Raw genomic sequence first — 14,905 nt, forward strand, 5'->3', positions numbered from 1 at the left:
CAAATTTCAAAATAAATTATATCTATAAATCATCATTTATCAACAACAATAAACAGTAAATATAATTTAATATACTTATTTTATTTTTTAAAAATAGTTTAAAAATAAAAAAAGCACGACTTTAAAAAATCGTGCCTTTAACGTTTTTAAAACTATTTATTAGATTTTTGATAAAAGAAGATTGCCCATATCATACATTCCGGGTTTTTGATTAGCCAAAAATACTGCGGCATTAACCGAACCGACTGCGAATACTTCCTTTGACTGAGCCTGGTGTGAAATTGTTACCACCTCATCATGACCTGCAAATATTACTTCATGTTCACCGACAATAGTGCCACCTCGGATTGATGAGATTCCGATTTCGTTTTTCTCACGCTTCTTGCGGTAAGTGTGTCTGTCAAATACATACTGTGGTTCTTCGGAAAGTTCTGATGAAATTCCGTCTGCTATCATAAGGGCGGTTCCGCTCGGGGCGTCAAGTTTCTGGTTGTGATGCTTCTCAATAATTTCAATATCAAACTGACCGCCAAGTACCTTTGCGGCACTTTTTGCAAGCTCTATCAAAACATTGATTCCGAGCGACATATTTCCCGAATAAAAAACAGCCACTTTGTTAGAAGCGTTTTTTATTTTTTGAACCTGTTCTTTAGAGTATCCGGTAGTGCAAATTACGCACGGAACGGAATCTTTAACAGCAAATTCAAGCATATCGTCAAGAACAGCAGGGTTTGAAAAATCAATTATAACGTCAGGTTTATCTGTTACATCAAGAAAACTTTTGTAAACAGGAAAGTCGAAGTCCTTTTCACCAAAAGCGTCAATTCCGAACATTGTTTTAGTCTCTTTGTTTTCGGCAACCGCTGCGGCAACAAAACCGCCCATCTTGCCGTTACAGCCGACTATCGCTACATTTACCATTTTTATTCCCCTTTACAGAATTTAGTTAATTCCGAAAATTTTAAATATCATAGATTAATACTTTAAAAAAAGTGGGGCGAAAAATCGCCCCAACTTAATGTTATTATTTAGGAGCTTTGCCAAGCAAATCATACTTTGCAAGACAATCCTTGAGGTCGTGATAACCTGCAACACTCATCGGAACAAGCGGAAGTCTGCATTCGCCTGCATCAAATCCGAAAAGATTCATAGCTGTTTTTATCGGAATTGGGTTTACATCGCTGAAGAGCTCATTCATAAGCTCAAGATAGTGGAAATTGAGCTTTTGAGCTTCAGCAAAGTTATTATCAAGACACAGCTGACAAATCTTGTGCATCTCTGCAGGACAAATGTTTGCAAACACAGAAATTACGCCAAGTGCACCAAGCGACATAAACGGAACTGTTTGGTCATCATTTCCTGAATAAATATCAAGATTATCACCGCAAAGTGAACGAATGAGCGCAACCTGAGAAATATTGCCGCTTGCCTCCTTGGCAGCAACAATGTTTGGATGCTTGCAAAGTTCCTGATAAGTTTTCGGCTTGATGTTGCAGCCGGTACGTGACGGCACGTTATAAAGTATTATAGGCAAATCAACTGCATCTGCAATTACATTGTAATGCTTGATAAGACCTGCCTGTGAAGTCTTGTTATAATACGGTGTAACACACAAAAGTGCGTCTGCACCGGTCTTTTGAGCTGATTTTGAAAGCATTACGGCAGTTGAAGTGTCGTTGCTGCCTGTTCCGGCAACAACAGGGATTCTGCCGTTAATTTTTTCGGCAACAAAGGACAAAACTTCGCAGTGTTCCTTTTCTGAAAGAGTTGCCGATTCGCCTGTTGTACCGCAGGCTATAATTGCGTCTGTACCGTTTTGAACATGAAATTCAAGAATCTTTCCAAATTCATCGTAATTAACCGAACCGTCAGACTTCATTGGTGTTACTATTGCAACACCCGAGCCTGTAAAAATGTGGTTTGACATAAATAAACCTCCAAATTAATCCATATAGCCCTCAGCGCAAAGAAGCTCTGCAAGCAGAACTGCGCCTCCGGCTGCTCCTCTTAATGTGTTGTGTGACATACAAACAAACTTATAATCATACTGAGTATCTTCTCTGAGTCTGCCGACAGAAATTGCCATACCGTTTTCAAGGTTTCTCTCAGACTTAATCTGTGGGCGGTCAGGCTCAGTAAAGTAATGTAAAAACTGCTTTGGTGCACTCGGAAGTTTTAATTCCTGTGCTCTGCCGCTGTAATTTTCCCAAACTTTGATAATTTCGTCAACAGAAGGTTTCTTTACGCCGTCTTTAAATGACATAAATACTGCCGCTGTGTGGCCATCGGAAACAGGAACACGGATGCACTGTGATGTGATTGAAATATCATCAGTGGTAACAATCTTGTCGCCTTCGATTTTGCCCCAGATTTTGAGGGGCTCTTTCTCAGATTTTTCTTCTTCGCCGCCGATATACGGAATTACATTATCAATCATTTCAGGCCATGTTTTGAAAGTTTTGCCTGCGCCTGAAATTGCCTGATATGTACAAGCAAGAACCTTATCTACACCGAGTTCTTTTAAAGGATGGATTGCAGGCACATAGCTCTGGAGCGAGCAATTTGATTTTACTGCAACAAATCCGCGTTTTGTTCCGAGACGTTTTCTCTGAGCTTCAATAATCTTTATGTGGTCTGCATTTATCTCAGGAATAACCATAGGTACATCCGGTGTAAAGCGGTGAGCCGAATTATTGGAAACGATTGGGCATTCAGCCTTTGCGTATTTCTCTTCAAGAGCTTTTATTTCGTCTTTTTTCATATTTACGGCGCAGAAACAGAAGTCAACTTTTGAAGCAACTTCTTCAACATTTTCTGCGTCAATAAGTACCATATCTTTAAATTTTTCAGGCAACGGAGCAGTCATATGCCATCTTCCGTCAACAGCTTCGCTGTATTTTTTGCCTGCACTTCTTGCGCTTGCCGCAAGAGCAGTTACTTCAAACCAGGGATGATTTTCAAGCAAAAGTGCAAAACGCTGACCAACCATTCCTGTTGCTCCGATAATACCTACCTTATAATTTTTCACAATGATACCTCCGAATTAAACATTTTTTTAAAAAAGCAGTTGCCTTATTCGACTAAATATTATATTATAGAAACAGTATGTTGTAAAAGCTGTTTCAAACTAACATCTACTGCCTATTATTAATTTATAATATAACATTTTACATTATCATTGTCAATTATTTTACTGATATGATTTCTAATATTTTATGAAGATTTTTCAAGGTTGAGAGGATTAAAATGAAAACAAGCGATTTTTATTATGATTTACCTAAGGAACTCATTGCTCAAACTCCCGTTGAACCGCGCGACAGTTCAAGGCTACTGCTGCTTGACAGAAAAAGCGGAGAAATATCACACAAGCACTTTCGTGACGTCATAGACAGTTTAAACGAGGGCGACCTGCTTGTATGCAACGACTCAAGGGTTTTGCCTGCAAGAATTTACGGAACCAAAGCCGAAACAGGCGCAAGAGTGGAGTTTTTGCTGTTAAAACAAATAAGCGGAAACAAGTGGGAAACTCTTTGCAAGCCGGGAAAAAAAGCACGTGAGGGTGCCGAATTTTCATTTGGCGACGGTATTTTAAAAGGAAAAGTTTTGGAGGTTAAAGACGACGGTAATCGAGTGGTTGACTTTGACTGTGACGAGAACTTCTTTGCCACTCTTGACAAAATCGGTCAAATGCCTCTTCCCCCTTATATAACCGAAGAATTAAAAGACAAGGAAAGGTACCAAACCGTTTACAGTCATGAACTCGGCTCGGCTGCCGCTCCCACTGCCGGACTTCATTTTACAACCGAATTAATGGACAAGATAAAAGCAAAGGGCGTAAATATTGCGTATGTTACCTTGCATGTCGGCTTGGGAACATTCAGACCGGTTAAGGTTGATGATGTGACAAAGCACAAAATGCACAGTGAACATTATGAAATTCCTAAAGAAACCGCAGAGCTTATAAACAAAACCAAGAAAAACGGCGGACGTGTTATTGCCGTCGGTACAACATCATGCAGAACACTTGAAAGCGTGGCAACACAATACGGAGAAATTAAAGCTTGCGACGGATTTACCGACATATTCATTTATCCGGGATATAAATTCAAGGTGCTTGACGGACTTATAACCAACTTCCACCTTCCGGAAAGCACCCTTATAATGCTTGTCAGTGCTTTTGCGGGATACGATAAAATTATGAATGCATATAAGGTTGCGGTTCAGGAAAAGTACAGATTCTTTTCTTTTGGAGACGCTATGTTTATATATTAGGAGGAAAATTATGTACAAACTTATTAAAACCGAGGGCAATGCCCGCAGAGCGGAATTTGTTACTCCGCACGGAACTTTTCAAACTCCTGCTTTTATGAATGTGGCAACCGGCGGAGCTATCAAGGGCGGAGTTTCTGCGCTTGACTTAAAGAATTTAAAATGTCAGGTTCAGCTGTGCAACACTTATCATCTTCATATAAGGCCCGGAGATACAAAGGTAAAAGAGCTTGGAGGTCTTCATAAATTCACCCGCTGGGACGGACCTATTCTTACCGACAGCGGCGGATTCCAAGTCTTTTCCCTTGCTAATCTGAGAAACATAAAAGAGGAAGGCGTTTATTTTAATTCTCATATTGACGGCAGAAAGATTTTTATGGGTCCGGAAGAAAGTATGCAAATTCAGTCCAACCTCGGTTCAACAATTGCAATGGCATTTGATGAGTGTGTTAAAAATCCGTCTCCGTATGATTATACAAAAAAGAGCGTTGAAAGAACAACACGTTGGTTAAAAAGATGCGTTGCAGAAATGAAACGCCTTAACAGTCTTGATACTACCATAAATAAAGAGCAAATGTTGTTTGGCATTAACCAGGGCGGAATATATAATGATTTGCGAATTGAACATATGAAAGAAATTGCAGAGCTTGACCTTGACGGATATGCAATAGGCGGCCTTGCAGTCGGTGAAACCACTGAAAAAACGTATGAAATCATTGAAAACGTTGAACCTTATGCGCCAAAGGACAAAATCAGATACCTTATGGGCGTAGGCACGCCTGTTAATATTCTTGAAGCAGTGGCAAGAGGCGTAGACCTTTTTGACTGCGTTATGCCGAGCAGAAACGCAAGACACGGTCAGCTTTTCACCTGGGAAGGCGTAAGAAACATTAACAACGCAAAGTATGAAACTGACAACAGGCCGATTGATGAACATTGCGACTGCCCAACCTGTAAAAATTTCTCAAGAGCTTATATAAGACATCTTCTGAAAAGCGGAGAAATGCTGGGTATGAGACTTGCCGTTATGCACAACCTATATTTCTATAATAATCTTATGGAAGTAATCAGAAACGAGCTTGACAACGGTACTTTCACTCAGTTTTACGAAAAACAGCGTAATATTTTGGGAGTAAGAATATAAATCTTGGTGCGGATGGCGTAATTCTTTGGCGGCAAACGCCACACCGGAAATTCACCTGAGACTATAATTTCCCGCTGAAGCACTGAGTAGCTGACGCTATGCATAAATATCACAGAGAATGAATTTTAAATTAATAAAATTTCAAAAAATTCTTGCAACTGATGTACAAAACTGATATAATCAATATATTGTATGAAAGGAATGAAAAGAATGACAAATATTTTACCGATTTTAGCCGATACTCAGGCAAGCAATCCAGCAGGTTTGGGCAGTATGCTTCCCATGATTTTGATTTGGGTTGTTATTATTGCTTTTATGTATTTCTTCCTGATAAGACCTAACTCAAAGAAGAAAAAAGAAGAAGCCGAGATGAGAAACTCACTTGAAATTGGTGATGAAATCACTACTATCGGCGGAATTATGGGCAGAGTTGTCGCAATCAAAGATGACGAAGACGCTATCATAATTGAAACAGGTTCAGACAGAGTTAAAATGAAATTCAAAAAATGGTGTATTTCTACTGTTGACACTGTTAAGGAAAAACCTGCTGATTCAAAGACAGAGAAAAAGAGTTTCGGTTTGTTCAATCGCAAAAAGAACGAAGAACAGAATGCTTCAACTGCTAAAACCGAATCTGATAAATAATAAATATTCATAGAAATCATTGTGCATCTGCTGTGTTTACGGCAGATGCACAATTTTTATATTAAACATTTTAAACAGACAAAACGTTTTACATGATAAAGTAATTTTGATTACCTTTCTCTTAACAAAACAGTCAAATCAATATACTCTGAACGTCTGACAGCTTTTCTGCATACAACAAAAAGTACAGCAATAAAAAAGAGCAAAATCGCAACCACATCAAAGATATTCACACTTGTTTTAATTTCCATAATAGAGTTACCTACTAAGGAATAAAGGTATGGATTTACAAAAAAGTGCTCAACAACCACAGTTATAAAACTGCCCAATATAACTGATATAAATCCAAATACCATATACTCCGAAAACAAAATATAAAATATATGCGTGGATTTATACCCGAGAGAACGATATAAAGCAAGTTCATTGGTCTTGTTATCTGTACTTCCTTTTACAAATAAATACAGCCCGATAATTGCTAAAACTATAAACAAAAGCAATGCACCAAGCAATATATACAGAGCAATATTATAAAGCTGTACATCAAAATTAAGCGGCTCTTGAAAAGCATTACAATAATATGTAACCTCATTCTTTATAAAATCAACATTTGAAACATCATCTATAAGAATTTTATATGACCTGCCGAATGATGAGGATATGTTTCTCCCGTTTGAGGTTTTAAAAAGCAATTTATCAAATTCCAACAACTCTTTCTGTGGAATAAGTACTTCACCGCTTTGAAAAATCGGGTCTGACGCATTATATGCACCTACGATTTTCAGCTTATGCAGGTTTTGACATTCATCTGCAAACTCAAGTGTTTTGCCAATCAAATCCGAGCCTGAAACTTCATTAATAATATGCTTACTTTCGTTAAAATCGCTTATTTTGTCCGGAACTAATGCAACTCCGGTCTCGTTTTCATCGAATTTTCTTCCTGAAGTTATTTTCAAATCAAAACCGTTATGCACATATGACAGTTTATATTCACTAAATAAACTGCCGGACTCTTCTGTTGCGATAATCTGTTCAGGTAAGGGATACATATCAACAACGTGTTCCAAGCTCTTAATTTTTGCAACACTCTCCTCTATCTCGTCATTTGACTGATTCTCATTAAACTTAGCGTCAAGTTCTCTGCAAACAATATGATTGTTTACATTGTTCTCTATATTTGATTTCAACGGAATAATTATTCCCAATGATATTAAGACAAGAATACTTTCTAACATTACGAAACACGAAAAGAATGAAATTGCAAGCTTGTTAGACAACACAGAGGCTTTAACCAACATATTAAGATATCTATTTTTCATTTATGTTTTCCCCTAATACACCATCTTTCATTATGAATATCTTGTCTGCAAAATGAATTACTGCGTCATTATGACTGACAACAAGTACGCCTTTGCCTGATTCTGATAATTTTTTCAACTCTTGGAAAATCATAATTTCATTTTTACTGTCGAGATTACCTGTCGGTTCATCGGCAAGAATAAAATCAGGTTCGTTTGCCATAGCCCTTGCAATTGCAACTCTTTGCTGTTCGCCGCCCGAAAGCTCGGACGGATAATGGTTAATACGATGAGAAAGCCCCAATCGCTCTGTAAGCTCCTCTGCCTTTTTTTTCATTTGAGCTTTATCTTTAAAATCCGGATTTATTAGCATAGGAACCATAATGTTTTCATAAACCTTAAGATGACTGTTCAGATTAAAAGCCTGAAATACAAATCCAAGTGATTTTAAACGAATATCTGCAAGCTTATTTTTGGCAACCATTGAGACATCCTCATTATTTATAATCACATTACCCGATGTACAAATATCAAGCAATCCCGCTATTTGAAGCAAAGTGCTTTTTCCGCTGCCTGACTGTCCCATAACAGATATGAAATCTCCTTCTTTTAATGTCAAAGATACATCGTGTAAAGCCGTGACTCCGTTTTTATAAGTTTTTGTAACATTAATTAATTGTATTGTGTTCATACTCTCTCCTTGATTTAATTATCATACATTGCATCTTTGGGTTGGATTTTGGTTATCTTTTTAACGGTTATTAATTGGCATAGAAATAATATAAACATAGCAATTACCAATGATACAACCAATAATGTAATAAAATCGCTCCATTTTACAATATAAAGTCGATTTACATAAGATTCGGAATTACAATTAATAAGATTTGCAACAGCAATAAATACAGCTGAAAAAGCACCTCCGATTAAAAAGCCTCTAAATATTAATGTAAGCTGTTCAAAAAACATTGTAAGAAATATCTGTGTGTCCTTATATCCAACAGATTTCAGCAGACCTATCTCGCCCTTGCGATTTTTAATATTAAAAACTATTGATTGAATAATAATAAAAATAAACAATACCACAGGAGCTATCACCAAAACAGAACTTGCAACATTAAGAATATTTGCCATAATAAATACGCTTTCGCTTGTTCCCAACTCGGGGTCGTTGGCACAGGTATATCCCATCTTACTTACCTCGCTATAAACATATGAAATATTATCATATTTATCTACAACAACATAGTGTGTACGCAAACTTGGCGTGCTCCACCATTTTTCAACATCGGATTTATTAGAGTTTAAATCATATCCGCCTGCTTTTAACTCCTGTTCAACGATACTCTTACCTGTTTTTTCAGAAACAAACACAGTTCCTCCATACCCAAAACTTGTCGGAGATTTGTAATATGTACCTACTACTTTAAGTTTAAAAACAAGAGACGGCAAACTCACCCATTCGTTTCCGCTTTGCTCATTGTTAAAGTAATTATAAAGCAAGGCAAATTTATTTGTTTCGCTTGTAGTAACCACAAGCGTCTTTCCTATAAGACTTTTGCCGTCAATGTAATCAGAATCGTCATTTTCGGAACCTGAAGACAAATCAATGGTATTAGGAACAATGCAACTGTATTCGGGTGATTCATCAAGGCTTTTACCCGCAATAACGTTTCTTTTCTCACTGCCTATTAATGATGATGTTATAATATTAGCATTTTCAGGAACAGTAAAACTTTGTTTCTGAGCATTATTTGCATTTTCATCATCTATTTCAATCAAATCAAAGCCAATATCTCTCATACCCTGGAGCATATCAACTTCCTGTACATGATTGATTTTTCTTATACTGTCCAATGCATCAATTGTAAGTTCTTTGTCCCACGGGTCTAATTCTAAACAACGAGACCTAAAATCATCTTTGCGTTCATTAACCGAATTAGTAACCGTAATTGAAAAACAAGGAATTAACGCCAATGAAATAACCATAAAAAACATTATACCTACAATCAAATTGCCCCTTTTATTTCCTTTTATATTAGCACGAGCTAAAAATCTAACGCTTGAAAATTTCATTGAATTCACCCTTTAAAAATGCCAATTATCGGCAAAAGCCGATAATTGGCAAAGAATAAATAATTAGTAGAATCAGTACCACTTAATAGTTGTTACCGAATCTCTAAAGCCACCGCCGCTCACATGATAATAATACAGTCGCCAACTTCCTGTATAATTCAATTTTCCGTAATCAACCGAAACAGGTGCCGACCTGCCATCGTATAACGTAAATGACTTATACGCAGTTTTGGTGCCGGTTGTTCCGTGTTCGGCTCTTGACTTGTTTGTGGATGAACTAGTATTATAAATTGTAGGATATCCGGCAAACTCATCCGTTACCTTAGCTGCTTGCTTCATGCTTATCCATTCAGCATCATCTGAACCGGTACCGGAATTGACACTTACTGTATGAGTATATTTTTCTGATGCGGCATTTGCACATATTGCCGTTGTAGTTGAAAGTGTACATACAACTGATAAGGCTACCAATGCCACTCGCCTGAGTTTCATAAACCTGTAATTCATACTTAAACCTCCCATAAATTTTTTATATTTGCATCTTCATACTTTTGAACACGAACACAAGATATAAGTACATTGGACTCACCTCATTTTAAAGAATATTTTAAAAGGCCCTTTAATTATTAAATAATAACAATTATCTGCTATCTTATTAAATGAATTAGTCTAATATTTATCATTCGATTTAATTATAACACATATTTTGAACACATTTTGTCGAACTTTACGTTATCCTGCCAAAATAGTCAACAAACATTTCGTTGAAGTTTTATCTATATTTTACAAAACAAAAAAGCATACCTGAAACAATTAAGCTTCAAGTATGCTTTTTAAACACATTATTGTATTTTATTAAAATTTATTGCCAACCAAACATTTGTGACCAAAAGTCATTGTTTGAATCAGAATCATCTGAATCGGCACTGCTGTTTTGCGTAGTTTTTGATGAATTTTTAGTATTGCTTGATGTAGGAACATATTCGGCAAGAGTCAAAGTAAGCTCGGTAGTCTGACCGCTTCTGCTAACAGTAAATTTAACCTTATCCCCTACCTTGCAATCCTTAAGAGCCTTATCAACATCGCTTGTTGATGAAACCTCGGTATCATTAACTTTGGTAATCAAATCAGCAGCCTTAAAACCTGCCTGCTCGGCATTTGAGCCTTTGGTTACTGATGAAACATAGCATCCTGTCTGACTCATACCGTAATAAAAAGCGGTATTTGAGTTTATATCGGTAAGCTGCATACCAAGGTCAATCTTGCCGGTAACATATCCGTATGATTTTAGGTCGTTGATTATATCAAGAACATTGTTAATCGGGATAGCAAACGAAATACCTTCAACCTCTGTTGCACTGTCCTTAGCATTTGTTATACCAATCAACTCGCCGTTTGAATTGAAAAGACCGCCGCCTGAGTTACCTGGGCTAATCTGGGCATTTGTTTGAAGAAGAGTCATATTGTTATCATCAATCTTTACTTCACGTGCAAGTGCACTGATAATACCGTCGGTAACAGTTCCGCCGAGTTCGCCAAGCGGATTACCGATTGCAACAACATAATCGCCGACTGCAAGGTTTGAACTGTCGCCGAATGTTGCCGGGGAAAGACCTGTTGCGTCAATCTTTAACAACGCAATATCGTTGTCCTTGTCGCCGCCGACAAGAGTTGCAGTATAATTTGTTGTACCGTCTCTGAGTGTAACAGTGATATTGTTAGCACCTTCAATTACATGGTAATTTGTGATAATATAACCGTCATCAGATATAATTACACCCGAACCGGCACCCTGCTGTACATACTGCTGGGCAAAATTTCCGGTTACAACTGCTTCGGTAGCAATTTCAACCACACTGTCAGCAACCTTTTTTACTACATCAGATGTGGTAGAAGTTGAATTTGACGCATTAGACGATGTATTGCTTGCAGATACCTGATTTACTGTCAAGCCGTTTGAATTTCCGTTGCCGAGGCTGTTTGCAAGGTATCCTCCGCCGAATCCGACTGCACCCGAAGCAACAACTGTTACTGCAAGCATTGCTGCGATAAAACCTCTTGATACAGGCTTTTTGGGCTTTTTAACCTTGTTCTTCTTTGGCTTGCCTTTTGCTTTGGGAGCCGACTGAGCATTGTACTGAGAATATGTTGTTCCGCCGTAATTGGGGTTAGAAGAATATCCGTTGTATGTGCTCTGCTGGTTATTATAGTTATACGAGTCGCCGTATGAAGAACTTTGGTTTGACGTTGAAGATGTGTCGGATGATGAATAAGGATTGTAGCTTGTTGATGAATACGCATTATCATAGTTGTTCGGGTTATGAGAAGCGTTTTCATTATTTCCGTTTACGTATGAATAATGATATTCATTGCTTGAAGTTTGCTGCTGTGTGGAATCGGAATTCCATTCATAGGAACTTTCGCCCGAAGCATTCTCCTGCTCAGAAGACTGTTCCTGTGTATCAGCCGATGAACTTTTGATGTCTTCAAAATTATCTGTCTTATCGTTTGGCTCGCTGTTAGGTTCTATATTTTCGCCGTTTAAGTCTTTATCAAATTCATAAAAATCTGCCATAATTAATTCCTCCAGTCTGAACAGCACTTGTTGTTCTTTATGATGGCTTAATAATAAAGCCGAAAAGTGAAAATTATATGAACTCACATTGAAATGATTATGAATATTGTGAGATATTATACATTTTAAAATAAAAACAGATTGCTCGCACAATCTGTTTAATTATCGCCGGTCTTATTTCCCTTTGACTCACAATCGGTATTTTCATCAGGCTCAGGTTTGTAATACACCTTTTTATTAACCTGTATACCATCATATTTCTTTTTAAAGTATACTCTGCCTATAAAGGCTCTTTTGCAATCGTTACACTCAAAATTTGCCGAAAAGCCCTTATTTCTGCTTTTCCACTTTGAAGTGCGTTTGGCGGTACCTCCGCACAGTTTGCAATTAAACTCAAGTTGGCTTTTATCAATTTCAGGAGAATTTAAGTCAGTGATAAAATGAGCCTTAAATTTAATCCTATGATAAAAATCATCATTATCAGTGTCTTCAATGTAATCCTGTATATGATACTTATCAATCAGCTTTTTAACGCATTTGAGACTGAGCACCGCGTCGGCGGTCGCCCTGTGATGTTCTTCCTCTGAAAAACCAACTTTGAGTTCTTCGGCACAGGTTGAAAGACCAATCTGCTGAGATGCATTGTATATACCCATTGACTTTTCGCAATATTTTTGAATATCACAGTACTTTTTAAGAAACGGCACATGATAATCATTATAGTAATACATATAATTATCTATCAAAGCGTGAATATCCGAATTGCCCCAAGTCATAATTACGCAATCTGAGGAAAACTCGGTAAACATTTCGGATGCTTGCTGAAAGGTGATACCGTTATCTTTAAGTTCATCATTAGTAATTTTGGTAAGTTCACTGACGCGGTTACAAATTTTTTTACCTATCTGAGGTATAATCAAGGTTGAAAATGTATCAATTATATTAAAATCATTATCAACCTTAACTGCACCAAACTCAATTATTTCGTTTATAAATTTTCGTTCAGACTTGCTGTATGAACCGTTCCATTCTAAATCAAGTATTATATAGTTCATTTTTTACGGAAAGCCTGCTTCATTCTCTGTTCCTTTGAAAGTATGCGCTTTCTCATTCTTATGCTCTCAGGAGTTATCTCAACAAGTTCATCATCAGCGATAAATTCAAGGCATTGCTCAAGTGACATCTGAGTCGGAGGCGTAAGCTTAAGAGCGTCATCGGAACCTGAAGCACGCGTATTTGTAATATGCTTTTTCTTGCATACGTTAACTGTTATGTCTTCTGCTTTTGGACTTGCACCCACAATCATACCCTCGTAAACCGGCACACCGGGTCCGATAAACAATCTGCCTCTTTCCTGAGCAGCATACAAACCGTAGGTTACAGTTTCGCCGGTTTCAAACGCAATCAAAGAACCCTGATGACGGGTGATAATTTCGCCCTTAAACGGTTCATAACCGTCAAACACGTGATTCATAATTCCGTTGCCGTTTGTATCTGTAAGAAATTCAGGTCTATAACCCATAAGTCCTCTTGCAGGGATTCTAAACTCAATGTGAGTAACTCCGCCGTCACGTGTACCCATATTAATAAGCTCAGCCTTACGGGAACCGAGTTTTTCCATTACGGCACCTACGTATGAATCCGGAACTTCGATGATAAGAAATTCCATCGGTTCGCAAAGTTTGCCGTCAATGGTTTTGGTAATTACCTGAGGACGTGAAACCTGAAATTCATAATTCTGACGTCTCATTGTTTCAATAAGTATTGAAAGGTGAAGCTCACCTCTGCCCGAAACCTTGAATGTATCGGCACTGTCTGTTTCTTCGACACGCAGCGCAATGTTTGTCTCTGTTTCTTTAAAAAGTCTGTCACGCAGATTTCTTGAAGTTACGTATTTACCTTCTCTGCCGGCAAACGGAGAATTATTAACAATAAAGTTCATTGATACGGTAGGTTCGTCAATTTTAACAAACGGAAGCGGCTCTACACAATCTGTTGAACAAATGGTTTCACCTATATTAATGTCCTGAACACCGCTTATGCAAACCAAATCGCCAAGCTTTGCCTCGTCGCACTCAATTCTTTTAAGTCCCTCAAACTGATACAGCTTTGCAATTCTTACATTTTGTGTTGTGCCGTCGGTATGGCACAGTACAGCTGTCTGACCGTTCTTAGCAATACCTCTTTCAACTCTGCCGACGCCGATTCTTCCTACGAATTTATCGGAATCAATGTTAGAAATAAGTATCTGCAAACCTGCATTGAGTTCTCCCTGAGGAGCAGGAATTTCATTTACAATCGCATCAAACAGCGGCTTCATATCAGTGCCGGGGTTGTTATAATCCGTGCTTGCATATCCGTCACGTGCAGAAGCATATATTACAGGAAATTCCAGCTGGTCTTCATCAGCACCAAGCTCAATAAACAAGTCGAGAACCTCGTCAACTACTTCTTCGGGACGAGCACCCGGACGGTCGATTTTGTTAAGCACTACAAGAGGCTTTTTGCCTAATCCAAGAGCTTTCTTTAATACAAAACGAGTCTGCGGCATACAGCCCTCAAAAGCGTCAACAAGAAGTACAACGCCGTCAACCATCTGAAGAATACGCTCAACTTCGCCGCCGAAATCAGCGTGTCCCGGAGTATCCACGATATTGATTTTAATACCGTTATACATTATGGCTGTCGGCTTTGAAAGAATTGTGATTCCGCGTTCACGCTCAAGGTCATTGGAGTCCATTACTCTGTCTTCTACCGTTTCATTGCTTCTGAAAACACCGCTTTGCTTTAAAAGCTGGTCAACAAGAGTAGTTTTGCCGTGGTCAACGTGGGCAATAATTGCAATATTTCTTAAATCTTCTCTTACGTCCATAATATTTACGTCCCCTAAAAATCAAT

The 14,905-nt window shown here is 37.9% G+C and carries 13 protein-coding genes; 3 read left to right on the top strand and 10 right to left on the bottom strand.

Features of this window, described 5'->3' with window-relative positions; genetic code table 11:
- Positions 1-159: 159 nt before the first annotated feature.
- The 3 genes from dapB to asd form a co-directional block, all read right to left on the bottom strand.
- Positions 160-921: a 4-hydroxy-tetrahydrodipicolinate reductase gene (dapB, locus tag BLP46_RS01470; protein WP_092974501.1), complete on the bottom strand. Its 762-nt coding sequence runs from the start codon at positions 919-921 to the stop codon at positions 160-162.
- 103 nt (positions 922-1,024) lie between these two features.
- Positions 1,025-1,927 carry a 4-hydroxy-tetrahydrodipicolinate synthase gene (gene dapA, locus BLP46_RS01475; RefSeq protein ID WP_092974504.1) on the bottom strand — a complete coding sequence of 301 codons (903 nt, stop codon included), beginning with the start codon at positions 1,925-1,927 and terminating at the stop codon, positions 1,025-1,027.
- A gap of 15 nt (positions 1,928-1,942) precedes the next feature.
- A complete protein-coding gene (gene asd, locus BLP46_RS01480) occupies positions 1,943-3,028 on the bottom strand; it encodes an aspartate-semialdehyde dehydrogenase (protein ID WP_092974507.1) in 1,086 nt (361 codons plus the stop codon).
- 218 nt (positions 3,029-3,246) lie between these two features.
- Between asd and queA the strand changes: the two genes are divergently transcribed.
- From queA to yajC, 3 genes are all read left to right on the top strand, one after another.
- Complete coding sequence (gene queA, locus BLP46_RS01485; RefSeq protein ID WP_092974510.1) at positions 3,247-4,272, top strand: tRNA preQ1(34) S-adenosylmethionine ribosyltransferase-isomerase QueA; 1,026 nt, start codon at positions 3,247-3,249, stop codon at positions 4,270-4,272.
- 10 nt (positions 4,273-4,282) lie between these two features.
- Positions 4,283-5,413 carry a tRNA guanosine(34) transglycosylase Tgt gene (gene tgt, locus BLP46_RS01490; RefSeq protein ID WP_092974513.1) on the top strand — a complete coding sequence of 377 codons (1,131 nt, stop codon included), beginning with the start codon at positions 4,283-4,285 and terminating at the stop codon, positions 5,411-5,413.
- 210 nt (positions 5,414-5,623) lie between these two features.
- Complete coding sequence (gene yajC, locus BLP46_RS01495) at positions 5,624-6,058, top strand: preprotein translocase subunit YajC (protein WP_092974516.1); 435 nt, start codon at positions 5,624-5,626, stop codon at positions 6,056-6,058.
- A gap of 110 nt (positions 6,059-6,168) precedes the next feature.
- On the opposite strand, the gene BLP46_RS01500 is transcribed toward yajC, so the two are convergent.
- The 7 genes from BLP46_RS01500 to typA form a co-directional block, all read right to left on the bottom strand.
- The gene (locus BLP46_RS01500) at positions 6,169-7,377 is read right to left on the bottom strand and encodes an FtsX-like permease family protein (RefSeq protein WP_092974519.1); all 1,209 of its coding nucleotides are present in this window, start codon (positions 7,375-7,377) and stop codon (positions 6,169-6,171) included.
- On the bottom strand, positions 7,367-8,047 hold the full coding sequence (locus BLP46_RS01505; RefSeq protein ID WP_092974522.1) for an ABC transporter ATP-binding protein: 681 nt from the start codon (positions 8,045-8,047) through the stop codon (positions 7,367-7,369). Before BLP46_RS01505 ends, BLP46_RS01500 begins: the two co-directional genes overlap by 11 nt.
- Before the next feature lie 14 nt (positions 8,048-8,061).
- Positions 8,062-9,432 (bottom strand): ABC transporter permease, encoded by a 1,371-nt coding sequence (locus BLP46_RS01510; protein WP_092974525.1) that lies wholly within the window; start codon positions 9,430-9,432, stop codon positions 8,062-8,064.
- A gap of 72 nt (positions 9,433-9,504) precedes the next feature.
- Complete coding sequence (locus tag BLP46_RS01515) at positions 9,505-9,939, bottom strand: hypothetical protein (RefSeq protein ID WP_092974527.1); 435 nt, start codon at positions 9,937-9,939, stop codon at positions 9,505-9,507.
- Positions 9,940-10,294: 355 nt separating this feature from the next.
- Positions 10,295-12,007, bottom strand: a complete 1,713-nt coding sequence (locus tag BLP46_RS01520) for a S1C family serine protease (RefSeq protein WP_092974531.1) — start codon at positions 12,005-12,007, stop codon at positions 10,295-10,297.
- Between the two features lie 158 nt (positions 12,008-12,165).
- Positions 12,166-13,062, bottom strand: a complete 897-nt coding sequence (locus BLP46_RS01525) for a 3'-5' exonuclease (RefSeq protein WP_092974534.1) — start codon at positions 13,060-13,062, stop codon at positions 12,166-12,168.
- Positions 13,059-14,879, bottom strand: coding sequence for a translational GTPase TypA (gene typA / locus BLP46_RS01530; protein ID WP_092974537.1), 1,821 nt, complete (start codon positions 14,877-14,879; stop codon positions 13,059-13,061). The genes BLP46_RS01525 and typA overlap by 4 nt, the downstream gene beginning before the upstream one ends.
- Between the last annotated feature and the right edge of the window lie 26 nt (positions 14,880-14,905).

The organism is Ruminococcus sp. YE282, from assembly GCA_900101355.1.
Lineage (GTDB): Bacteria > Bacillota > Clostridia > Oscillospirales > Acutalibacteraceae > Ruminococcoides > Ruminococcoides bromii_A.